18 protein-coding genes are annotated in these 21,454 nt (G+C 65.5%); 7 read left to right on the top strand and 11 right to left on the bottom strand.

All coding sequences use genetic code 11. The annotated features are described in order from the left end of the window. Positions 1 to 12: 12 nt before the first annotated feature. The 4 genes from AC27VE_RS15745 (at position 13) to aptA (ending at position 3,991) form a co-directional block, all read left to right on the top strand. Positions 13 to 1,176 carry a cytochrome P450 family protein gene (locus AC27VE_RS15745; protein ID WP_488704388.1) on the top strand — a complete coding sequence of 388 codons (1,164 nt, stop codon included), beginning with the start codon at positions 13 to 15 and terminating at the stop codon, positions 1,174 to 1,176. Then, positions 1,173 to 1,517, top strand: coding sequence for an antibiotic biosynthesis monooxygenase family protein (locus AC27VE_RS15740; RefSeq protein WP_315132302.1), 345 nt, complete (start codon positions 1,173 to 1,175; stop codon positions 1,515 to 1,517). Before AC27VE_RS15745 ends, AC27VE_RS15740 begins: the two co-directional genes overlap by 4 nt. A gap of 133 nt (positions 1,518 to 1,650) precedes the next feature. After that, on the top strand, positions 1,651 to 2,532 hold the full coding sequence (locus AC27VE_RS15735; RefSeq protein ID WP_006223862.1) for a GntR family transcriptional regulator: 882 nt from the start codon (positions 1,651 to 1,653) through the stop codon (positions 2,530 to 2,532). A gap of 136 nt (positions 2,533 to 2,668) precedes the next feature. Further along, positions 2,669 to 3,991, top strand: coding sequence for an omega-aminotransferase AptA (gene aptA, locus AC27VE_RS15730; RefSeq protein WP_488704387.1), 1,323 nt, complete (start codon positions 2,669 to 2,671; stop codon positions 3,989 to 3,991). A 5-nt stretch (positions 3,992 to 3,996) separates the two neighbouring features. On the opposite strand, the gene ltaE is transcribed toward aptA, so the two are convergent. From ltaE to AC27VE_RS15700, 6 genes are all read right to left on the bottom strand, one after another. Then, the gene (gene ltaE / locus AC27VE_RS15725; RefSeq protein ID WP_488704386.1) at positions 3,997 to 5,007 is read right to left on the bottom strand and encodes a low-specificity L-threonine aldolase; all 1,011 of its coding nucleotides are present in this window, start codon (positions 5,005 to 5,007) and stop codon (positions 3,997 to 3,999) included. 67 nt (positions 5,008 to 5,074) lie between these two features. Beyond that, a complete protein-coding gene (locus AC27VE_RS15720; RefSeq protein WP_488704385.1) occupies positions 5,075 to 5,962 on the bottom strand; it encodes a DMT family transporter in 888 nt (295 codons plus the stop codon). 128 nt (positions 5,963 to 6,090) lie between these two features. Next, positions 6,091 to 8,070, bottom strand: coding sequence for an acetate--CoA ligase (gene acs / locus AC27VE_RS15715; protein WP_280025557.1), 1,980 nt, complete (start codon positions 8,068 to 8,070; stop codon positions 6,091 to 6,093). A 330-nt stretch (positions 8,071 to 8,400) separates the two neighbouring features. Next, positions 8,401 to 9,627, bottom strand: coding sequence for an MFS transporter (locus tag AC27VE_RS15710; RefSeq protein ID WP_035212829.1), 1,227 nt, complete (start codon positions 9,625 to 9,627; stop codon positions 8,401 to 8,403). Between the two features lie 113 nt (positions 9,628 to 9,740). Further along, positions 9,741 to 10,148, bottom strand: a complete 408-nt coding sequence (locus AC27VE_RS15705; RefSeq protein WP_006223856.1) for a GlcG/HbpS family heme-binding protein — start codon at positions 10,146 to 10,148, stop codon at positions 9,741 to 9,743. Then, positions 10,145 to 12,091, bottom strand: coding sequence for a propionate--CoA ligase (locus AC27VE_RS15700; RefSeq protein ID WP_081534089.1), 1,947 nt, complete (start codon positions 12,089 to 12,091; stop codon positions 10,145 to 10,147). The genes AC27VE_RS15705 and AC27VE_RS15700 overlap by 4 nt, the downstream gene beginning before the upstream one ends. Positions 12,092 to 12,319: 228 nt before the next feature. Between AC27VE_RS15700 and AC27VE_RS15695 the strand changes: the two genes are divergently transcribed. Further along, complete coding sequence (locus AC27VE_RS15695; RefSeq protein WP_035212792.1) at positions 12,320 to 12,979, top strand: C40 family peptidase; 660 nt, start codon at positions 12,320 to 12,322, stop codon at positions 12,977 to 12,979. A 179-nt stretch (positions 12,980 to 13,158) separates the two neighbouring features. On the opposite strand, the gene AC27VE_RS15690 is transcribed toward AC27VE_RS15695, so the two are convergent. From AC27VE_RS15690 to AC27VE_RS15675, 4 genes are all read right to left on the bottom strand, one after another. Continuing rightward, a complete protein-coding gene (locus AC27VE_RS15690; protein WP_035212827.1) occupies positions 13,159 to 13,482 on the bottom strand; it encodes a DUF2325 domain-containing protein in 324 nt (107 codons plus the stop codon). Between the two features lie 247 nt (positions 13,483 to 13,729). Next, the gene (locus AC27VE_RS15685; RefSeq protein WP_006223852.1) at positions 13,730 to 14,674 is read right to left on the bottom strand and encodes a CysB family HTH-type transcriptional regulator; all 945 of its coding nucleotides are present in this window, start codon (positions 14,672 to 14,674) and stop codon (positions 13,730 to 13,732) included. 94 nt (positions 14,675 to 14,768) lie between these two features. Then, positions 14,769 to 16,262 carry a CoA-acylating methylmalonate-semialdehyde dehydrogenase gene (locus tag AC27VE_RS15680; RefSeq protein ID WP_006223851.1) on the bottom strand — a complete coding sequence of 498 codons (1,494 nt, stop codon included), beginning with the start codon at positions 16,260 to 16,262 and terminating at the stop codon, positions 14,769 to 14,771. 98 nt (positions 16,263 to 16,360) lie between these two features. Further along, a complete protein-coding gene (locus tag AC27VE_RS15675; protein WP_006223850.1) occupies positions 16,361 to 17,578 on the bottom strand; it encodes an ABC transporter substrate-binding protein in 1,218 nt (405 codons plus the stop codon). 214 nt (positions 17,579 to 17,792) lie between these two features. Here AC27VE_RS15675 and AC27VE_RS15670 point away from each other — a divergent pair, with 214 nt between their 5' ends. Further along, on the top strand, positions 17,793 to 18,713 hold the full coding sequence (locus AC27VE_RS15670) for a LysR family transcriptional regulator (protein WP_488704384.1): 921 nt from the start codon (positions 17,793 to 17,795) through the stop codon (positions 18,711 to 18,713). Between the two features lie 47 nt (positions 18,714 to 18,760). Here AC27VE_RS15670 and lptF read toward each other — a convergent pair whose 3' ends face one another. Further along, the gene (lptF, locus tag AC27VE_RS15665; RefSeq protein ID WP_088587995.1) at positions 18,761 to 19,870 is read right to left on the bottom strand and encodes an LPS export ABC transporter permease LptF; all 1,110 of its coding nucleotides are present in this window, start codon (positions 19,868 to 19,870) and stop codon (positions 18,761 to 18,763) included. 57 nt (positions 19,871 to 19,927) lie between these two features. On the opposite strand from lptF, the gene AC27VE_RS15660 reads away from it, so the two are divergent. Continuing rightward, a complete protein-coding gene (locus AC27VE_RS15660) occupies positions 19,928 to 21,439 on the top strand; it encodes a leucyl aminopeptidase (protein ID WP_488704383.1) in 1,512 nt (503 codons plus the stop codon). The last annotated feature ends 15 nt before the right edge of the window (positions 21,440 to 21,454 follow it).

The raw sequence follows: 21,454 nt of genomic DNA, 5'->3' as shown, positions 1-21,454 counted from the left end.
GCCGGCCACGCCATGCTTCCCGCTCATCCCCTGCTTGCCGTCACGCACGCCGACCCTTACCCCTACTACGCCGCCCTGGCGCGCGAGAGGCCGCTGTATCGGGATGAGGCGCTAGGCCTTTGGGTCGCCAGCCATCCAGACACGATCCTGGCCGTCATGCGTGACTCGGCCGCCCGTGTGCGCCCTCCGTCGGAACCCGTGCCTCGGGGCTTGTGCCCAGGCCCTGCTGGCGAGCTGTTTGGCCGCTTCGTGCGCATGAACGACAGCGTCTTGCACACGCGGGTCAAGGCCTTGCTGACGGCATTCCTCCGCGAACAAGGCACGCAGCCCTGTACGCCGCGCTGGCCCGAGATGCCGGCCGGGGATGCGGCCACCGTGGACCGCTACCTGACCGCCGCGCCCGTGCATGCGCAAGCGGCCTTCCTGGGGCTGAGCCCCGCTTTACAGGCCGACAGCGCGGCGCAGATCGCCGCCTTCCTGGCCGCCCTGCCCGCCCCGGCTGACGCCGACGCGATTGCCGCCGCTCATGCCGCGGCCCAGGCGTTGCAATCCCGCCTGGAATCCTTGCTGTCTGCCGGCGACGCCACCCCTGCGTTACGCACGCTGCGCGAGGACGGCGCGCGTGCGCAGATTCCGGCTGCCGTGCTGGCAGCGAACCTTGTCGGCCTGCTGTTCCAGTCCTGCGAGGCCGGCGCCGGGTTGCTGGGCAATGCCTTGGTCCATATCGGCCGGCAGGGCCTGTCCGCCGACGCGGCCTGCGCCGATGCCCAGACGATCATCGATCACGTCATCCGCCACGACCCGCCCTTGCACAACACGCGGCGATTCCTGGCTGACTCGATCACGATCAACGGCCAGCGGATCGATGCCGGGCAGACCGTGCTGCTGGTGCTGGCTGCCGCCGCAACGGTCCACCCTGATGCCGGCTGGACGTTCGGGGCGCCCGGTAGAGGGGCGCCCGGCGGAGGGGCGCCCGGCTCAGGGGCGCCCGGCTCAGAGGCGCCCGGCCACGCCTGCCCTGGCCAAGGCCTGGCGCGGCGCCACGCCGCGGACGCGCTGGTGCATCTGCTGCAAGCCGGGGTCGACGCTGCCGCCCTGGCCTCCCATTTCCGTTATCGGCCGCTGCCCAATGCCCGCGTCCCGCAGTTTGCGTTTTCAAAGGAACCCACGCCATGATCGCCGTGATATTCGAAGTCGAGCCCGCCAACGGCAACCCCGATCCCTACCTGCACATCGCCGCAAGCCTGATCGACGAGCTGAAGGCCATTGATGGATTCATCTCCGTCGAACGCTTCCAGAGCCTGACCCATGCGGGCAAGCTGCTGTCGCTGTCGTTCTGGCGGGATGAAGACGCGGTCAAGCGCTGGCGATCGCTGGAATCGCACCGCCGCGCGCAGGAAGCAGGACGCGGTGGCGTGTTCCAGAACTATCGGTTGCGGGTGGCGCAGGTGCTGCGCGATTACGGCATGACCGAGCGCGACGAAGCGCCGTCCGACAGCCGCATCCGTCACGGCTGATCCGAACCAGACCAAATCACGTTGTATTAATTTCCATTAAAGTTCATATTACGGAGCCATCCACCACTGCAACGGCCTGCGGGTGTCCGGTACCATTGCCGCTCCGCCGCCTTTTCCGCTTCGTCAACGCGCCATGTCCACCGCCGCCCCCGCCCGCCCCACGCCGCTGCAAGTCGATCTGGCGCGCCATATCGCGGAAGACCTCGTGGTTGGGCGCTACTCGCCGGGTGAACATCTTTCCGAAGAGACCCTGGCCGCGGCCTACAAGGTGTCGCGCACCCCGGTGCGCGGCGCGTTGCGCCTGCTGGCCGCCCAGGGCCTGATCAAACACCGCCCCAACAGCGGCTATACCGTGGCGGAAAACGCAGGCGCGGGCGCCGCCCTGTTCGAAGGCGCGGGCCCGACGCAAAACGAGTTGTATCGCCGGCTGATCGACGACCGCGCCTCGCGCGGCCTGCCCGAGACCTTCACCGAACGCGAACTGCTCCAACGCTATGGCGCGCCGCGCAGCGTGCTGGCCAAGACGCTTCTGCAGCTGTCCGCCGACGGCCTGATCGAAAAACGCAAAGGGCATGGGTGGCAATTCGCCCCCTCGCTGGAAAGCGCCGAAGCGCTTAGCGAGAGCTATCGCTTTCGCATGACCATCGAATGCGCCGGTTTGCTTGAACCCACGTTCCGTGTGGACAAGCCGGCGCTTGCGCGCATGCGCGCGGCGCACGAAGCGCTGATCCAGCGCGCCGACGCCGACATTTCAGCCACCGATTTCTTCGGACTGAACGCATCCTTCCACGAATTGCTGGCCCGCTTCTCCGGCAACCGCTACATCCTGCAGGCGGTGCAGCAGCAGAACCAGTTGCGCCGTCTGGAAGAGCACGCCGCGTTCTATCGCGACGCCCGCTTCGTCAATTCCAGCAGCGAACACCTGCAGATCATCGAAGCCCTGGAATCGGGCGACCAGGAATGGGCCGCGCAATTGATGCGCCGCCACCTGAAGGCCTCGCTGCAAGCCTCCTGACCCGTCACACCCCCCGCTTTTCGCGCCGCGTTTCCCGGCAGGCCGGCGCACGCCGCTTCGCTTTCGGTAGTATTGTATTTATCATTTGTTTAATACAAAATAAGCGTACCCTGAACTGACTCCTGCAGGATCGCCCATGCCGCTTCCCCCCTCCGCCCCCCATTCCGATGCCTTCTGGATGCCCTTTACCGCCAACCGGCGCGTCAAGCGGGATCCGGTGCTGTTCACCGCTGCAGAAGGCATGCACTACATCCGGCCCGACGGCCGCCGCGTGCTGGATGGCATTGCCGGCCTGTGGTGCGTGAACGCGGGCCACCGCCGGCCCGAAATCGTCGAAGCCATCGCACGCACGGCCTACGAACTGGATTACGCGCCCTCCTTCCAGATGAGCCACCCGCTGGCTTTCGAGCTGGCCGACGCGCTGTGCGCCGAAGCGCCCGCGGGCTTTTCCAACGTGTTCTTTTCAAACTCGGGCTCGGAAGCGGTCGACACCGCGCTGAAGATCGCGCTGGGCTACCACCGGGCGCGTGGCCAGGGCCAGCGCGTGCGGCTGATCGGACGCGAACGCTCTTACCACGGGGTGGGTTTTGGGGGATTGTCGGTGTCGGGCATCGGCGGCCACCGCAAGCCCTTCGGCAATCTGCTGCCCTATGTGGACCACCTGCCGCATACCTATGACCGCCAGCAGATGGCCTATACGCGCGGCCAGCCGGACTGGGGCGCCCACTTGGCCGATACGCTGGACCGCATCGTGGCGCTGCATGACGCCTCGACCATTGCCGCGGTCATCGTCGAGCCGGTGGCCGGCTCCACCGGCGTGATCGTGCCGCCCCGCGGCTATCTGCAGCGGCTGCGCGAGATCTGCGACGCGCACGGCATCCTGCTGATTTTCGATGAGGTGATCTGCGCGTTCGGGCGCATCGACGGCGCCTTCGCGTCGTCCTTCTTCGGCGTCAAGCCGGACATCATCACCAGCGCCAAGGGCCTGACCAACGGCGCCATCCCGATGGGCGCGACGCTGGTGCAGCAGCACGTGTACGACGCGTTCATGCAAGGGCCCGAAAGCGCCATCGAGCTTGCGCACGGCTACACCTATTCAGGCCATCCCGTCGCGTGCGCCGCGGGCCTGGCGACGCTGGACCTCTGCCGCCGCGAAGGCCTGTTCCAACGCAGCCAGGAACTGTCACGCTACTGGGAAGATGCGGCGCACAGCCTGAAGGGGCTGCCGCATGTGATCGACATCCGCAACATCGGCCTGCTGGCCGCAATCGAGCTGGCGCCGCTGGAAGGCCAGCCCGGCCAGCGCGCTTATGCGGTGCATAACGCCTGCCTGGAACGAGGTTGCCTGATCCGTTCGGCGGGCGACACGATGCTGCTGTCGCCCCCGCTCATCATCGAACGCGCCCAGATCGACGAGCTGTTCACGGTGCTGGCGGACGTACTGCGCGCCAGCGCCTGATCCGCTCAGGCCAGATGGCGCGCCACGGCCTGGACGACCCGGCGCACGTCGTCGGCGGACACGTCCAGGTGCGTCACCAGCCGCGTCGGCCCGCCGTACACGGCGCGCATCTGGATATCTTCCTTGGCCAGCGCGGCCGTCAACGCCTCGCAGCGTGCCGGCTCGAATTCCACGAACAGCATATTGGTGTCCTGGCTCAAGACCTTGACACCGGCAATGCCGCGCAAGCCTTCGGCCAGCGCACGGGCGTTCTCGTGGTCATCCGCCAGCCGCTCGACGTTGTGCTCCAACGCGTACAGGCAAGCGGCCGCCAGCACGCCCGACTGCCGCAGCCCGCCGCCCAGCATCTTGCGCCAGCGGCGCGCGCGGGCGATCAGCTCGTCGCTGCCCACCAGCACCGAACCGACGGGCGCGCCCAAGCCCTTTGAAAAGCAGATCGACACCGAGTCGAACGGCTGGCACATGTCGACTAGCGGTTTGCCGCTGGCGACGGCTGCGTTGAACACGCGCGCGCCGTCCAGGTGGGTGCCCAGGCCCTGTTCCCGCGCCCATGCCGTCGCCGCCTGAATATAGGCGGCCGGGATCAGCTTGCCGTGGAACGTGTTTTCCAACGCCAGCAAGCGGGTGCGGGCGAAATGCGCGTCGCCCAACGGTTTGACCGCCGCAGCCAGCTTTTCCAGCGGCAGCGAACCGTCTTCGGCGTGCTCGATGGGTTGCGGCTGGATACTGCCCAGCACCGCCGCGCCACCGCCTTCGTACTTATAGGTGTGGGCCTGTTGCCCCACCAGGTATTCGTCGCCCCGATCGCAATGCGCCATCAACGCGGCCAGGTTGCTTTGCGTGCCGGACGGAAAGAACAGACCCGCCGCCTTGCCCGCGCGCTCGGCCACGGCCGCCTGCAGCTGGATCACGGTGGGATCGTCGCCCATCACGTCGTCACCCAACGGGGCGGAAACCATCGCCTGCAACATGGCAGCCGAAGGCCGTGTGACTGTGTCGCTACGCAGATCGATCATGGGAAATCCTTGGATAGGGAATGGAGTTTGGGGGATGAGTATCGGGAGCGCTTGCCGGCAAGCCGGGTCACGAAGCACGTACCGCCGGCGCCGCCCGGCTGACGATGAAGATGCCGGCCAGGATCAGGACCATGCCGCCCACTTCGCCCCACGAGGGGCGCTCGGACAGGATCGCCCAGGCCAGCAGCATGGCGACCACCGGCACGCCCAGGCTGGACAGCCCGGCGATCGACGCGGGCACGCGGCGCACCACCTGCAGCCACAGCAACCAGCCAGCCGCCGTGGCGATCAGCACGATGTAGGTCATGCCGGTCCAGAGCGGCCAGCCCCATTGCGCGGTCATCTGCGGCACGAGATAGGCCACAGGCACCATCACCAGACCGCCGAACAGCATCTGCCAGGCGGTGAACGTCATCACGTCGGGTGCATGGCGTTCGAACATTCGCTTGGACAACACGGTGCCCACGCCCCAGCACAGGCCGCTGCCCAGCCCCAGCAGCACGGGACGGATGTCGCCCAGGCCATTCCAGGGCTCCACGAAACAGACCAGCCCGACTGCTGCCAGGCCGATGCCCAGGCCATGCCGGATCGACGGGCGTTCACCCAGCAGCCACCAGGCGAACAGCACCACCCAGAACGGCATGGTGTACGCCATCAGCGACACCTTGCCCACGCCGCCCGACACCAGCGCCGTTTGCACGAACCCCTGGAACCCTGCCGTCTGCGTCAATCCGATCAGCAGCGTCAGCTTCCACGGCGGCATCGCCAGCGGCCGGCGCGTGGCGATCGCCAGCGCGAACAGCACGACGCTGCCCGTCACATAGCGCAGCGCCACGAAGTCGAACGGGCCGATGTAGGGCACGATCAGTTTCATCGCGATCCAACTGCCTGCCCAGACCACAATGGTGCTGAGCATCAGCGCTAATCCGGCGCGATCAAAACTGCTGCGGCTCACGTCCGTGGCTCCATTCAAGTAAGGGGTGCAAAAAGACAAGACGCCCGGACCGGCAATTACCGGTGCGGGCGTCTGACATTATGCTCCCCTCGCGCTGCAAGGCTCCGGCCCGTCACGGCCGGAGGCACTTACAGGGGCTTGGCCAGCTGTTCCAGGATGGCGGGATTCTCCAGCGTGGACACGTCCTGCGTGACTTCCTCGCCCTTGGCTACCACGCGCAGCAGGCGGCGCATGATCTTGCCCGAACGCGTCTTGGGCAGGTTGTCGCCGAAGCGGATGTCCTTGGGCTTGGCGATGGGGCCGATCTCCTTGGCCACCCAGTCGCGCAACAGCTTGGCAATGGCCTGCGCCTCTTCGCCTTCCGGACGTGCCTGCTTCAACACCACGAACGCCACCACGGCTTCGCCGGTCGTGTCATCGGGGCGGCCCACCACGGCGGCTTCCGCCACCAGCTCGTGCGCCACCAGCGCCGATTCGACTTCCATCGTGCCCAGGCGGTGGCCCGACACGTTCAGCACGTCGTCGATGCGGCCCATGATCCAGAAGTAGCCGTCCGCGTCGCGCTGCGCGCCGTCGCCGGCCAGGTAGTAACCGCGCAGTTCCGGCGGGAAGTAGCTCTTCTTGAAGCGTTCCGGATCGCCCCAGATGTTGCGGATCATCGCGGGCCACGGACGCTTGATGACGAGGAACCCGCCATTGCCCTTGTCGACGTCGCCGCCGGTCTCATCCACGATGGCCGCGGCGATACCCGGCAGCGGCAACGTGCACGAACCCGGCTTGGTCGGCGTGGCGCCCGGCAGCGGGGTGATCATGTGGCCGCCGGTTTCGGTCTGCCACCACGTGTCCACGATCGGGCAACGTTCGCGGCCGACGTTCTTGTGATACCAGATCCAGGCTTCGGGGTTGATGGGCTCGCCCACCGTGCCGATGATGCGCAGGCTGTCCAGATCGTAGTTTTTCGGATGGGCGTCGGGCGTCGCTTCGGACGCCTTGATCAGCGAACGGATGGCGGTGGGCGCCGTGTAGAACGTCGTGACCTTGTGGCGCGCGATCATGTCCCAGAAGCGGCCGGCGTTCGGGTAGGTCGGCACGCCTTCGAACACGACCTGCGTCAGGCCGGCGGCCAGCGGGCCGTAGGTGATGTAGGTGTGGCCGGTGACCCAACCCACGTCGGCCGTGCACCAGTAGACGTCGTCCTTGCGGGCGTCGAACGTCCACTTCACGGTCAGCAGCGCCCACAGCAGGTAGCCTGCCGACGAATGCTGCACGCCCTTGGGCTTGCCGGTGGAGCCCGACGTATAGAGGATGAAGAGCGGATGCTCGGCGTTGACCGGCACGGGCTCGCAGGTGTCGGGCTGGCCGGCCTCGACCTCGTGCATCCACAGGTCGCGGCCTTCGGTCCATTGGACCTTGCCGCCGGTGCGGCGGTACACGATGACCTTGGAAATGGCTTCGCAGCCGCCCATCGCGATGGCGTCTTCCACCGCGACTTTCAGCGGGATCGTCTTGCCGCCGCGTACTTGCTCGTCGGCGGTGATGACGAGCGATGCGCCCACGTCCACGATGCGCTCTTGCAGGCTCTTGGCCGAGAAGCCGCCGAACACCACCGAATGCGTCACGCCCAGGCGCGCGCAGGCCTGCATGGCCACCACGGCTTCGATCGACATGGGCATGTAGATGATGGCGCGGTCGCCCTTCTTGTAGCCCAGCGCGGTCAAGCCGTTGGCGAAGCGGCACACGCGCGCCAGCAGTTCGCGGTAGCTGACCTTGTTCACCGTGCCGTCGTCGCCTTCGAAGATGATGGCGGTCTTGTCGGCGTTGCCGTTGGTCAGGTGCACGTCCAGGCAGTTGGCCGAGACGTTCAGTTCGCCGTCGCCGAACCAGCGGTAGAACGGGGCGTCGGTTTCGTCCAGCACCTGCGTGAACGGCTTGGTCCACGTCAGGTTGTCGCGGGCCTGGCCGGCCCAGAAGCCGTCGAAATCATTTTCGACCTGGGCACACAACGCGTTATAGGCGTCCATGCTGGGAATCGCCGCGCCCTGCGCCGCACGCTCGGGCGGCGGGAAGACGCGGGTTTCTACCAGTACGGACTCAATGGCATTCGACATGATCTTGTCTCCAATCGGTGATTCTGTTTGTTTGTGCTGCTGTTTTATTACCCACCCGCCACCGTATCGCCGCGCTCTTACGGGCACCTTACGCAAAATGCGGGCCGGAGCCCGCATACGCATGGGAACGCAGAGACCTGACAGCGCCGGCTCAGGGCGGGAAACACCGGAACGGCGTCGACCCCAGCGGCACGCACAAGCTGACAACGCACCTGCATAGCAGTGCAAAGCAATCCGCTTGATGCGTCGCGTGGCACGCGACGCATCAAAGGCAGTTCATAAGGATAGCAGCCCGGCCGCAGCCGCGGCAGGCGGTGGCGCGGCGTTCTATCAGACGGCGGGGCGGCGGGCCAGGCCGCGCTTCATGTCCACGCGCGACAGCAGGGCCAGGCCGCCCACGAAGAACAGGCCGGTCACGAGGATGGCCAGGCGGTGGTCGCCGTGCGTGCCCCAGGTCACCAGACCGTAGGTCAGCGGGCCGATCACCGCGGCCAATTGCACGGCGAAGGTCCACAGCGAGAAGAACTCGGCCAGGCGGCCGGCGGGCGCCAGCGCACCCGTCATGGCGCGGCCCGCGCTTTGGGTCGTGCCCATGCACAGGCCGGCAAGCGTGGCGGCCACCCAGAACACGGGCGCCGTCGTTGCGGCATACGCGACCAGCACCATCACGATCCAGCCACACAGCGTAATGGCCAGAGCCGGTTTGTGGCCGATGCGGTCCTGCACATAGCCGAACGAAAACGCGCCCAGCGCCGCACCGATGTTCACGGTGAACACCAGCAGCATGATCTGCGGCGTCGTGAAGCCCATGACTTCGGACGCGTACACGGCCGCCAGCGTGATGACGACCGAAATGCCCGCCTGATAGCAGGCGATGCACATCAGCAGCCGGCGGAATTCGGGAAAGTGCTGGCCCGTCTCGCGCCAGGCGTAGGCCAGGCGCTTGAGCATGTGCAGCGCTTCGGGCTTGTCCGCTTGCGGGCGCGTGCGCTCTTTCAAGAGGAAGAAGGACGGCAGCGCCGCCAGCGCGAACACCGCGCAGGTGACGACAATGACCCAAGGCACGAAGTGTTCCGCCGTCATGCCGCGCCCCTCGGCCAACGTGACCACGACGAGCGACAGGCCCAGCGTGAGCATCCCGCCGCAATAGCCGAAGCTCCAGCCCCAGCCCGACACGCGCCCCAGCGCCGCAGGCCTGGCCAGTTCGGGCAGGAATGCCGCCACCACGGACTCGCCCACGCAGTAGCAATAGTTGGATACGACGATGGCGGCCAGCGCCAGCCAGACATCGCCCGGCCCCGCCTGGGTCAGCACGAGGGTCGCGGCCACGCAGCCGATCGTGCTGGTATAGAGCAGCCGGCGCTTGCTGCCGTTCGCATCAGCGCGGGCGCCCAGCGTGGGCATCGTCAACATGATGAGCAGATAGGACAGCGACAGCGCCGCGGTCCAGGCCAGCGTGGCCCACGGGGCACGCCCGCCGACCACGCCAACAAAATACGTGCTGAACACCGCCGTGAGGATCACGGTGGTGTAGCCGGAATTCGCGAAGTCGTACATGGCCCAGGCCCAGACTTCGCGTTTGGCCACGCCGGGATTCAGGGGGCTTGCGTCCCCTGCTCCGGCGTTCGGCGCGGAACCGTCGGCAGACGGCTCCGGTTGCTGCGCTTGGCTCACAGGCCCAGCGCGGCGATGCCAGCTTGTGCGATCAGCACGTCTTCGGTCGACTTCACGCCCGACACGCCAACCGCGCCCACCACGTGGCCGTCGACGGTGATCGGCACGCCGCCTTCCAGCAGGCCGTCGATCAGCGGCGCGGACAGGAAGGACACGCGGCCGGTGTTGATCATCTCTTCGTAGATGCGCGATTCACGGCGGCCCAGCGCGGCCGTCTTGGCCTTCGAGGGCGAAATGTGCGCCGAGATCGGGGCTGCGCCGTCCAGGCGCAGCATGCCCAGCAGATGGCCACCGTCATCGACCACCGAAATGGTCACGGCCCATTTGTTCTGCACGGCGTGTGCTTCGGCCGCGGCGAGGATCTTCTTGACGTCTTCGGCGCTCAGCACGGGTTTGGTATTCATTGCAGCGACTCCTTGATCTGTTCCAGGGCGTTAGGATCTTCAATGGTCGTCAGGTCTCCGGGATCGCGTCCTTCGCATACCGCGACGATCGCACGGCGCAGCACCTTGCCGGACCGGGTCTTGGGCAATGCACCCACGAACCGGATCCGGGCGGGCCTGGCCACCGCTCCCAGCTGATCTTCCACTAGCCGCATGATATCGCCTTCCAGCTGCTTTGCCCCTTGCTCCGTGTCGGCGCTGGCAGGATTCTTCAGCACGGCAAACGCCATGGCCACTTGCCCCTTGAGCGCATCGGCCACGCCGACCACCGCGCATTCCGCGATTCCGCTGTGGCTGTTGACCGACTCCTCGATCTCGCGCGTGCCCAGGCGATGGCCCGCCACGTTGATCACGTCATCCGTGCGGCCAAGTATGAACCAGTAGCCGTCGGCATCCACCCGCCCCCAGTCGAAGGTCGAATACACCTGGCGTCCGGGAATCGACGTGAAGTAGGTCTGCACGAAACGCGCGTCGTCGCCCCAGATGGTGGACATGGCACCCGGCGGCAGCGGCGGCACAATCGCCACCACGCCCTTCTCGTCCGGCCCCAGGTCTTCGCCCGTGGATTCGCTGACGATGCGCGCGTCGAACCCGTACACCGGAAAGGACGGGCTGCCGAATCGGGTCGGCACGCGCTCCACCCCCGGCTGGGCCGACAGGATGGGCCAGCCGGATTCGGTCTGCCAGTAGTTGTCGATGATGGGCTTGCCCAGGCCTTCCGATATCCAGTGGGCGGTCGGTTCGTCCAGCGGCTCGCCCGCCAGGTAGACGGCGCGCAGGCTGGACAGGTCATGGCGCTTCAGCAGCGCGGGGTCCTGGCGCTTCAGGACGCGCACCGCCGTCGGCGCCGAAAACAGCGTATTCACGCCGTACTGCTCGACCAGCTTCCACAGGATGGCCCCGTCCGGGCGCACGGGCGTGCCCTCGTAGAGCACCGTCGCCTGCCCGCCGATCAAGGGGCCGTAGATGATGTAGGAATGTCCGACCACCCAGCCGATGTCGCTGGTGCAGAAGAAAGTGTCGCCGGCGCGCCCGTTGAACAGGTATTCCATCGACGAAGCCAGCGCCACGGCATAGCCGCCGGTGTCGCGCTGCACGCCCTTGGGCTTGCCGGTCGTACCGGACGTATAGAGGATGTAGCTGGGTTCGGACGATTCCAGCCATTGCACCGGCACGCGCGCGCCGCGGTGGCGCTCGCGCAGGGTGGCGTAGTCCAGGTCACGCCCGGCCACGGGTTCGAACGGCGCCAGGCCGCGGTCGAACACCACGACGGCAGCCGGCGGCGTCTTGGCCAGGGCGAGCGCACGATCCAGCAACGGCTTATAGGGCACGACCTTGCCCCCGCGCGACCCGCCGTCCGTGCAAACCACCACCTTGGGCGCGGCGTCGTCGATGCGCTGCGCCAGATTGACCGACGCGAATCCGCCGAACACCACCGAGTGGACCGCGCCGATCCGGGCGCAGGCCAGCATCGTGAACACCGCTTCCGGCACCATCGGCATATACAGCAGCACCCGATCGCCGCGCCCCACCCCCAGCTCCTTGAGCATGGCGGCGGCCGCGTTGACCTCTTCATAGACGTCCTGCCGGGTGTAGACCTGTTCCCGGTCGACTTCGGTGGACACCCAGATCAGGGCCGGCTGGTCAGCCTGCGTGGGCAGCCACCGGTCGACCGCGTTGTAGCAAAGATTGGTCTTGCCGCCTACAAACCACTTGGCGAATGGCGGCCGCGAGAAGTCCAGGACAGACTCGAAGGGCGTCTCCCAGTGGATGCGGCCAGCCTCTTCGCGCCAGAAGCCATCGCGGTCATGCAATGATCTGTAATGGAAATCCCGGGTTTTTTGCATTTGTGTCTCCTGGTATTGTTCATACGCCTTAAGGCTGATTGATTTCTTTCGAATCATTTGGTCATTCTGGTAGGCGAACCTTGCACGAGGCTTGCCACAAGTCAAAATGTTCCACCAAATATCCACGCGTCATGGATAAATAGCCGATCTGTCACTGACCGGTCTTGAAAGTTTGGTAGAATGCCCGCGAAGTTGTAGATAATTGTTGATTTTGCTGACATCTCGGCTCGATCCACGGCTAATCCCGTGGTTTTTGCTGTCATCTCGGCAAGTCATCCCAGGCGAATGCATCGACACTCCATACTCGCGCGATTCAATTCATCCACTGGCCAAGCGTACCGCGGTCTGCGTACGCTCGCGTTAATGGCATGTGTGGCGGGTTTGGCAGGTTGTGCCGGCACTGGCCAGAAGTCAACCGCCCATACGTCCGAGATTGATCCGTACGAAATGGAGTGGGTCGCCACCGCCGATGACCCCATCGGCATGCTGGTCACGCACAAATTCAAGCGCGACCGCCAGCAGAACCACACTGGCACCAACAGCGACAACGCCATGGTCAGCGAAGCCCTCAACTACCTGGGCATCCGCTACCGCTTCGGCGGCAGTTCCCCCGATACCGGATTCGATTGCAGCGGCCTGGTCGCCTATTCCGCCGAGCGCTCGCTGGGCCTGAAGCTGCCCCGCAACGCCGCCGAAATCGCCCAGCAAGGCGTCTCCGTCGCCAAGAACGAACTCAAGGCCGGCGATCTGGTCTTCTTCAACACGATGGGCCGCCGCTATTCGCACGTGGGCATCTACCTGGGCGACGACCGCTTCGTGCACTCGCCCAGCGCCGGTGGCGTCGTCCGCGTCGAAAGCATGACGATGGCCTACTGGACCAAGCGCTACAACGGCGCCCGCCGCCTGGACAACAGCCTGATGGCGTCCGCCCGCGCCGCGAATTGAATTCGGTTTCCGGCATCCTCGCATAAGCAGGTTGCCCGGCGCCATCCCCCAAAAGCAAAACGCCGTCAGACTTCAGTCTGACGGCGTTTTTTCTTGCTCTTCGCGGCTTGGGGATTCATGTGCCAAGCCGCAGGCCGTTTCGGCCTCCCCAGTTCTTGTGTTCCAGCGGCAACCGGAAATCAGTGCACGGTGCCTGCGCGCGGGCACAGGCCGCATTGCTGCAGGGCCTGCTGCATGCTGCATACCGAACGGCGACAAGCCACGACCCGGATGCCGCCGCGCTGCGCGGCGTTGCGGAAGGTCTTCATGACGTTGTGCCCCAGGAAGTCGGTCAGCAGGATGACCAGCTGCGTGCCCGACGGAAGTTGAAGCGTTTTCTTCTGATGCGAAGGATCGCGGCCACTGATGTGGTGCGTGATCGAAATATTGTGTCCTTTCAGCAGATCCGGGATGTTGCCCAGTCGATCTGCGCCAACCACTACTGCACTGAGTCCTGCCGTCATGATGAACCTCACTGGTCGTTGAGCCTGGATGTAATGATAATGATTCCTATTTTTTAGTCAACTCAAATGAGATCGGTTCTTATTTAATAATATTAATGAGCTTCACGAAGGGGATAGCGAGATTTGCTATCAGCCAGGGAACTCGCGGCTTTCCGGCGAGTCAGCGCCGCCGGGCCCAAAAGAAAAAGCGCGGCATTCCAGGAATGCCGCGCTTTTTTTGCTATAGGCCGAGACCGTCCTGGCCGCCCTACTTCGGCGCGCCCTGCACGGCTTCGGTCACCACCGCCCGGGTCAGCGACGGCGCCAGCATTTCCAGGAACGTGTAGACGTAATCACGCAGGAATACGCCCGATTTCACGCCCACGCGGGTCGTGTGCGTGCCGAACAAGTGCCCCACCGGCAGACCCACCAGGTTGGAGTCGCGGCGCGGGTCATAAGCCACGCCGGCGATGATGCCGATGCCCAGGCCGACGTCCACGTAGGTCTTGATCACGTCGGCGTCGATGGCTTCCAGCACGATGTCCGGATGGATGCCCTGGTTGGCGAAGACTTCGTCGATCGTGCTGCGGCCCGTGAACGCGCGGTCGTAGGTGACGATGGGGTATTCCGCCAGTTGCGTCAGCGACAGGCGCTTGGCGGCGCTGGAAGTCAGTTCCGCCAGCGGATGGTCGGGGCGCACCACGACGGTGTGCTCCCAGGCATACACCGGCAACGTCGCCAGGCCCGGCGTCAGCGCAAGGGATTCGGTCGCCAGCGCCAGGTCGGCCTGCTCGTGCAGCACCATCTCGGCCAATTGCGCGGGGCTGCCTTCAGCCAGCGACAGATGCACCTTCGGGAATTGCTTGCGGAATGCCGGGATCACACGCGGCAGCAGGTAACGCGCCTGGGTGTGCGTGCACGCGATCACCAGGCCGCCTTCGTCGCGGCGCGCGAACTCGTCGCTGACCTTCTTCAGGTTGTCGACTTCGCGCATGATGCGGTCGATCACCTGCGAGACCGCCAGGCCGGGCTTGGTCAAGCCCTTGATACGCTTCCCGTGGCGTTCGAAGATCTTGATGCCGAGTTCGTCTTCGAACTCGATGATGGCCTTGGAGACTCCAGGCTGCGAGGTATAGAGCATCCGGGCGGCTTCAGTCAGGTTGAAGTCGCGCCGGATGGTTTCACGCACAAAACGAAATTGCTGGAGGTTCATTAATTGGCCCCTAATAGATGGGCCAATTATAAGTAATAAGGACGCCTTGTTATATGACTTATTTATATAAGCTTAGGAGCAAGGCGTCCCTGTTTCAGCGCATCGAGATCGTGGTGTTCACGGTCTTGGCGTGAGCCGACCAGCGGGCGGTGACCGTCTTGGTCTGCGTCCAGAACTGGACTGCCTGCTTGCCGTTGGGGCCCAGGTCGCCCAGCTTGGAGCCGCGCGAACCCGTGAAGCTGAACCACGCCACCGGCACGGGAATCGGCACGTTGATGCCTACCTGGCCGACGTCGATGTTGTTCTGGAAGTAGCGCGCCGCGCCGCCGTCCTGGGTGAACAGCGCCACGCCGTTGCCGTTGGGGTTGCGGTTGATGAACGCCACCGCGTCTTCCAGCGTTTCCACGCCCACGCAGCACAGGACCGGCCCGAAGATTTCTTCGGTGTAGATGGTCATGTTTTCGTCCACGCCGTCGAAAATCGTGGGGCCCACGAAGTTGCCTTGCTCAAAGCCCGACACCTTCAGATTGCGGCCGTCCAGCAGCAGCTTGGCGCCTTCGTCCACGCCCTTCTGGATCAGGCTTTCGACGCGTTTCTTGGCGTTGGGCGAAACCAGCGGGCCCAGGTCGGCTTCGCGGTCGGTGCCGGAATTCACTTTCAGCTTCTTCGAGCGCTCGACGAAGTCGGGCAGCCAGTTGCGGGCGTCGCCCACCAGCACGGCCACGGACGAGGCCATGCAACGCTGGCCCGCCGCGCCGAATGCGGCGCCGACCAACTGGTTCAGCGCGACTTCCGGATCGGCGTCCGGCAGGATCACGCAGTGGTTCTTGGCGCCCATCATCGACTGGCAGCGCTTGCCGGCCGCCGAAGCGCGGTTGTAGATCTCGGTGCCCACGCGGGTCGAACCGATGAACGACACCGCCTTGATGTCGGGGTGTTCGCACAGGCCGTTGGCGGTATCCGGGCCGCCATGCACCACGTTCAGCACGCCCGGCGGCAGGCCGGCTTCCAGCGCCAGCTGGGCCAGGAACAGCGACGCAGTCGGATCCTGTTCAGAGGGCTTGAGCACGAAGCTGTTGCCGCAGGCGACAGCAATCGGGAACATGAAGCACGGCAACATCACCGGGAAGTTGAATGCGGTGATGCCCGCGCACACGCCCAGCGGCTGGATCAGGGTGTAGACGTCGATGCCTGAAGCGGCATTCTCGGCGTACTCGCCCAACTGCAGGTTGGCGATCGAGCATGCGTGCTCGACCACTTCCAGGCCGCGCCCGATCTCGCCCTCGGCATCCGGCAGAGTCTTGCCGTGTTCGCGGGTGATCATCTCGGCCAGCTTGCCGGTGTTGGCGCGCAGCAGTTCCTGGAACTTCAGCATGACGCGCATCCGCGTGCCCTGCCCGCTGTTGCGCCAGGTCTTGAAAGCTTCCTTGGCGTTGGAGACGGCCAGGTCCAGTTCTTCGCGCGTCGCGAAGGGCACCTTGGCCACGACCTCCTGGGTGGCGGGGTTGATCACGTCTCGCCATTCGGTGGATTTGGACTGCACAAGCTTGCCGCCGATCAATAGCGGAACGCGGGGGACTTCACTCATTTGATGCTCCTCACACTGCGTAGTCGATGCGGATGGAATCCGCGTTCATGAATCTTGCGGCGCGCCGCCGGGCAAGGGCCCGGCCGGCGCGCAAGGGGTTATTTCTTCACCAGCGAGCAGGTCGAATCGGCCAGGGGCTGGAACGCTTCGGCGGCCGGGATGGTGGCCACCAGCTTGGAATAGTCCCAGCCGCCCTTGGATTCCGCGGGCTTCTTCACTTCGTACAGGTACATGTCATGGATGACGCGGCCGTCGGGACGGATCGACGCATTGCGCATGATCGGGTCCTTGATGGGCAGCTCGCGCATCTTGTCCGCCACCACCTTGCCGTCGGTGCTGCCGGCTGCCGCCGCCGAACGCAGGTAGTGCAGCACGCTGGAATACACGCCGGCCTGCGTCATCGTGGGCTTCAGGCCGCGGAAGGCCTTCTCGAAACGCGACGACCATTGGCGCGACGCATCGTCGTAATCCCAATAGAAGCCGTCCACATAGGACAGGCCTTGGGCACTTTCCAGGCCGAGCGCACGCAGGTCCGACAGGAAGATCAAGAGCGACACCAGGCGCTGCCCGCCGGCCACGATGCCGAATTCGCGCGCCTGCTTGACCGCATTGACCGTGTCCTGGCCGCCGTTCGCCAGCGCCACGACCTGCGCCTTGGAGCTTTGCGCCTGCAGCAGGTAGGACGCGAAATCAGGCGCGTTCAACGGGTGGCGCACGCTGCCGGCAACCGTCCCGCCCAGCGCCTGCACCGCCTTGGCCGTGTCCGCTTCCAGCGAATGGCCGAAGGCGTAGTCGACGGTGATGAAGTACCAGGACTTGCCGCCCGCCCGCACGGTGGCCTTGGCGCCGCCCGCGGACTGCGAATAGGTGTCGAACATCCAGTGGAAACCAACAGGCGAGCATTCCTTGTTGGTCAGCGCCGTCGTGGCCGGGCCAGAGAACATCACGACCTTGTTCTTCTCGCGCGCAATGCCTTGCACTGCCAGCGCCACCGCGGAATTGGTCAGGTCGGCGATCGCGGTCACGCCGTCGCGGTCGAACCATTCGCGCGCTTTCGCCGCCCCCACGTCCGCCTTGTTCTGATTGTCGGCGGACACCAGTTCGATCTTCATGCCCTTGCATTCCGCCGCCAGGCAGTCGTCGATGGCCAACTGCGCCGCCGCCACGGAACCCGCGCCCCCCATGCCGGCGTAGGTGCCGGACATATCCGTCAGAATGCCGATCTTCACTGGCGGCTTATCCGCCGCTTGCGCTTGGCTCACCAACAATGCGCCCAGACACAAGCCTGCGGCCAGCCCGCGTGCGTGCAATTTCATGGATTTGTCTCCTGAGTGTTATGCGCTGATTTTTAGCGTTATGCGCCGTCTGTGCGGCCTGCGACCCCAGGGCAATGCCCCGAGGCCTGCCGACCCAGTGTAGATGTGTGAAAATCAACAAGCAACACTAGAAATGCACATTCCTTGTGCATTCATGCACAATCAATATTTGTGCCTCCCGCCGGTTGGCGCGAGGCGCCTGGAGAGCCGGAACGTGCTTGATTGGGACAGCCTGCGATATTTCCTGGAAGTGGCCCGCACCCAGCGGGTCAGCGCGGCGGCACGCAAGCTCGGGGTCGAACACACCACGGTGTCGCGACGCATCCGGGCACTGGAAACCGAGCTCGACACCCTGCTGTTCGAGAAATCCCGCAGCGCGGGATTTGTACTGACTGACGACGGCCAACGCCTGTTCGTGCACGCCGAACAGATGGAAAGCACGGTGCACACCGCCCGCGAGAACCTGTCGGGCATCGGCCAGGCCCTGTCGGGCCACCTGCGCATCGGCGCAACTGAAGGGTTCGGCAGCTATGTGCTGACGCCGCTGGCGGCCGATTTCCAGCGGCGCTATCCGCATATCACGCTGGACATCCTGCCGGTGCCGCGCTTTGTCAGCCTGTCCAAGCGCGAGGCGGACCTGGCCATCACCATCGAACGCCCGCAGCGCGGCCCCTACGTCTGCAGCAAGCTGTGCGACTACACCTTGCGGCTTTATGGCACGCCGGGCTATCTGGCGCGCCACCCGCCGATCACAAGCCGCGCGGACCTGGCCGACCATACCTTCATCGGCTACGTGGACGAACTGCTGTTCAGTGAACGCCTGCGCTATCTGGAGGACTTGCTGCCGGCCAGCAAGGTGGTGCTACGCAGCACGAGCGTGGTGGCGCAATACCACGCCGCCTTGCAGGGCCAGTCGCTGGCGATCCTGCCTTGCTTCATCGCCGCGCAGGATCCGCGGCTGAAACCCGTGCTGGAGAACGAGGTGGAGATCACGCGTTCGTTCTGGATGTACTGCCACGAAGACCTGCGCAAGCTCAAGCGCGTGACGGTCCTCTGGGAGTTCATCCGCAAATCGGTATTGAAGAATGCCGACCTTCTGGCCGGCAAGCGCGGCATGATGAAATACCTGCCGTAACGGGTGGCACGGGCACGGAGTAAAGCGGGGCCAGGGCCCCGTCTCCGCTATGCCGGCGCGCTGTTCTTGGGCGCCTTCACCCGCAGGCGGCGCATGAGCAGGAACACGGTCAGCAAGGCCACCACCCCGTGGATGGCCCACACCCCGACGCCGAAGCTGAGCTTGCCGTTGGAAATCCAGGCGCGCGACAGGTTGATCAGGTTCATATAGAGCAACCCGACCAGGCCCGCGATCAGCAGGTCGCCCGAACGGCCCAGGCGCGGGTTCACCGCCCCCAGCGGAATGGCCAGCAGCGCCAGGTTCAGCGCGGCCAGCGGCAGCGACACCCGCCACATCACTTGCGACCAGCTGCTGTCGGTGTTGTCCGCCATCAACTGCATCGTGGTGCGGGCCTTGGCCGAACGCTCGGCGGCGGCACGAGCTTCAGCGATGGGATCGCCGCCGGCCTTGCTTTCCAGGCGCAGGCCGTACTTGTCGAAGTGGACCAGCCGGATTTCGGGTGTGCCCGGTTTCAGGTCATAGCGATGGCCTTCGCCCAGCACCAGGAAGCGGTCGCCGTTGGGCAAGGTTTCGCTGTGCGCGCTGCTTGCGGTCAGCACGCTCAGCCATTCCGGCCCGATCTCGCGCGCGAACACGTTGCCCAGTTCGTCGGACGGCGTGGCGGGGTCTTCCGAGAAGAACACGCGGTTGCCGCCGGAAGATTCCGCGAACTGTCCCGCCGTGACCTTGGACAGGTCCGAGCGTTGCTCGAAGCGTTCGTGGTATTCGCCGATCTGGCGGTATGCCCAGGGCGCGGCCACCAGCGTCAACCCGGCCACCGCCAAGGCGATGGGGATGGCCACCCGCAGCACGGGCCTTAACCAGTCGGCCAGCGACAGGCCGCTGGCGAACCACACCACCATTTCGGATTCGCGGTAGTTGCGCGTGACCGTCGTCAGCACCGCGATGAACACGGAGACGGCCAGAATGGTCGGCAAGGCGGTGATGGTCGACAGCGCGGCCAGCACCAGCACGACGTCGGCTCCGATGTTGCCGCCCGCGGCTTCACCGAGCAGGCGCACAAGAAGCACGCTGAGCCACACGACGAGCAACGTGGAAAAGACAACGCCAGCGTGACTGGTGATCTCGCTGACGACAGAGCGTTTAAATAGAGACATGGGAGAATATGCGGGATAATCGACCGCATCATACACAGACGCACACGGGAAACCCTCATGGAATTTAGCACACAGACCACTGCTTCCCTGCACCAAGTCAAAACCGCCGCCCTGGCTGTCGGCGTATACGCGGATGGCGTGTTGAGCCCCGCCGCCGACATCATCGACCGCGCCTCCAACGGCGCCGTGCGGGCGGTGGTCAAGGCCGAGTTCCGCGGCCGCGCCGGTTCCACCCTGACCTTGCGCGCGCTGCCCGGCGTGACCGCGCAGCGCGTGGTGCTGGTGGGCCTGGGCAAGCAGGACGAATACTCGGCACGCGCCCACGCGTCGGCCGAACAGGCTTTCGCCTCGGTCTGCGTCGCCGCCCAACTGACTGAAGGCGTGTCCACGCTGGTGGCCAACCCCGTCACGGACGTGGCCGTCATCGCCCGCGCCCGCAGCGCCGCCATCGCGGCCGGCAACGCCACTTACCACTACGACGCCAGCTTCGGCAAACCCGACCGCGACGCGCGCCCCAAGTTGAAGAAGATCGTCCAGATCGTCGAGCGCGCCGAAGCCGCCCAGGTCCAGAAGGGCCTGCGCGAAGGCAGCGCCATCGCCAACGGCATGGAACTGACCCGCACGCTGGGCAACCTGCCCGGCAACCTCTGCACCCCCACCTACCTGGGCGACACGGCCAAGCGCCTGGCCCGCGAATTCAAGTCGCTGAAGGTGGAAGTGCTGGACAAGAAGCAGGTCGAAGCGCTGGGCATGGGCTCGTTCCTGTCCGTCGCGCGCGGCTCCGCTGAACCGCTGCGCTTCATCGTGCTGCGCCACGCCGGCGCCAAGGCCGCCGCCAAGAAGGGCGCGCGCGCCGCCCAGGGCCCGATCGTGCTGGTCGGCAAGGGCATCACGTTCGATGCGGGCGGCATCTCGCTCAAGCCCGCTGCCACCATGGACGAAATGAAGTACGACATGTGCGGCGCCGCCAGCGTGCTGGGCTCGTTCCGCGCCCTGGCCGAACTGGAACTGCCGCTGGATGTCGTCGGCCTGATCCCGGCTTGCGAGAACCTGCCCAGCGGCACGGCCAACAAGCCTGGCGACGTCGTCACCAGCATGGCGGGCCTGACCATCGAAATCCTGAACACCGACGCCGAGGGCCGCCTGGTCCTGTGCGACGCCCTGACCTACGCCGAACGCTTCAAGCCGTCCGCCGTCATCGACATCGCCACGCTGACCGGCGCTTGCGTCGTGGCGCTGGGCAACGTCAACAGCGGCCTGTTCTCCAAGGACGACGCCCTGGCTGACGCGCTGACCGCCGCCGGCCGCCAGTCGTTGGACACCGCCTGGCGCATGCCGATGGACGACGCCTACCAGGAACAGCTGAAGTCCAACTTCGCCGACCTGGCCAACATCGGCGGCCCCCCGGCCGGCGCGGTCACCGCGGCTTGCTTCCTGTCGCGCTTCGCCAAGGCCTACCGCTGGGCCCACCTGGACATCGCCGGCACTGCCTGGCGCGGCGGCAAGGACAAGGGCGCCACTGGCCGCCCCGTGCCCCTGCTGATGCAATACCTGCTGGACCAGGTTTGAAGCGCTTGCAACGGA

Source organism: Achromobacter sp. 18P8.1.1, from assembly GCF_057799415.1.
This window is presented reverse-complemented; position numbering and strand designations above follow the sequence as displayed.

Coding starts and splice junctions, on each gene's coding strand:
- AC27VE_RS15745 (WP_488704388.1), top strand. CDS start 13: ATGCTTCCCGCTCATCCCCTGCTTGCCGTCACGCACGCCGACCCTTAC.
- AC27VE_RS15740 (WP_315132302.1), top strand. CDS start 1,173: ATGATCGCCGTGATATTCGAAGTCGAGCCCGCCAACGGCAACCCCGAT.
- AC27VE_RS15735 (WP_006223862.1), top strand. CDS start 1,651: ATGTCCACCGCCGCCCCCGCCCGCCCCACGCCGCTGCAAGTCGATCTG.
- aptA (WP_488704387.1), top strand. CDS start 2,669: ATGCCGCTTCCCCCCTCCGCCCCCCATTCCGATGCCTTCTGGATGCCC.
- ltaE (WP_488704386.1), bottom strand. CDS start 5,007: ATGATCGATCTGCGTAGCGACACAGTCACACGGCCTTCGGCTGCCATG.
- acs (WP_280025557.1), bottom strand. CDS start 8,070: ATGTCGAATGCCATTGAGTCCGTACTGGTAGAAACCCGCGTCTTCCCG.
- AC27VE_RS15710 (WP_035212829.1), bottom strand. CDS start 9,627: ATGTACGACTTCGCGAATTCCGGCTACACCACCGTGATCCTCACGGCG.
- AC27VE_RS15705 (WP_006223856.1), bottom strand. CDS start 10,148: ATGAATACCAAACCCGTGCTGAGCGCCGAAGACGTCAAGAAGATCCTC.
- AC27VE_RS15700 (WP_081534089.1), bottom strand. CDS start 12,091: ATGATTCGAAAGAAATCAATCAGCCTTAAGGCGTATGAACAATACCAG.
- AC27VE_RS15695 (WP_035212792.1), top strand. CDS start 12,320: ATGCATCGACACTCCATACTCGCGCGATTCAATTCATCCACTGGCCAA.
- AC27VE_RS15690 (WP_035212827.1), bottom strand. CDS start 13,482: ATGACGGCAGGACTCAGTGCAGTAGTGGTTGGCGCAGATCGACTGGGC.
- AC27VE_RS15685 (WP_006223852.1), bottom strand. CDS start 14,674: ATGAACCTCCAGCAATTTCGTTTTGTGCGTGAAACCATCCGGCGCGAC.
- AC27VE_RS15680 (WP_006223851.1), bottom strand. CDS start 16,262: ATGAGTGAAGTCCCCCGCGTTCCGCTATTGATCGGCGGCAAGCTTGTG.
- AC27VE_RS15675 (WP_006223850.1), bottom strand. CDS start 17,578: ATGAAATTGCACGCACGCGGGCTGGCCGCAGGCTTGTGTCTGGGCGCA.
- lptF (WP_088587995.1), bottom strand. CDS start 19,870: ATGTCTCTATTTAAACGCTCTGTCGTCAGCGAGATCACCAGTCACGCT.
- AC27VE_RS15660 (WP_488704383.1), top strand. CDS start 19,928: ATGGAATTTAGCACACAGACCACTGCTTCCCTGCACCAAGTCAAAACC.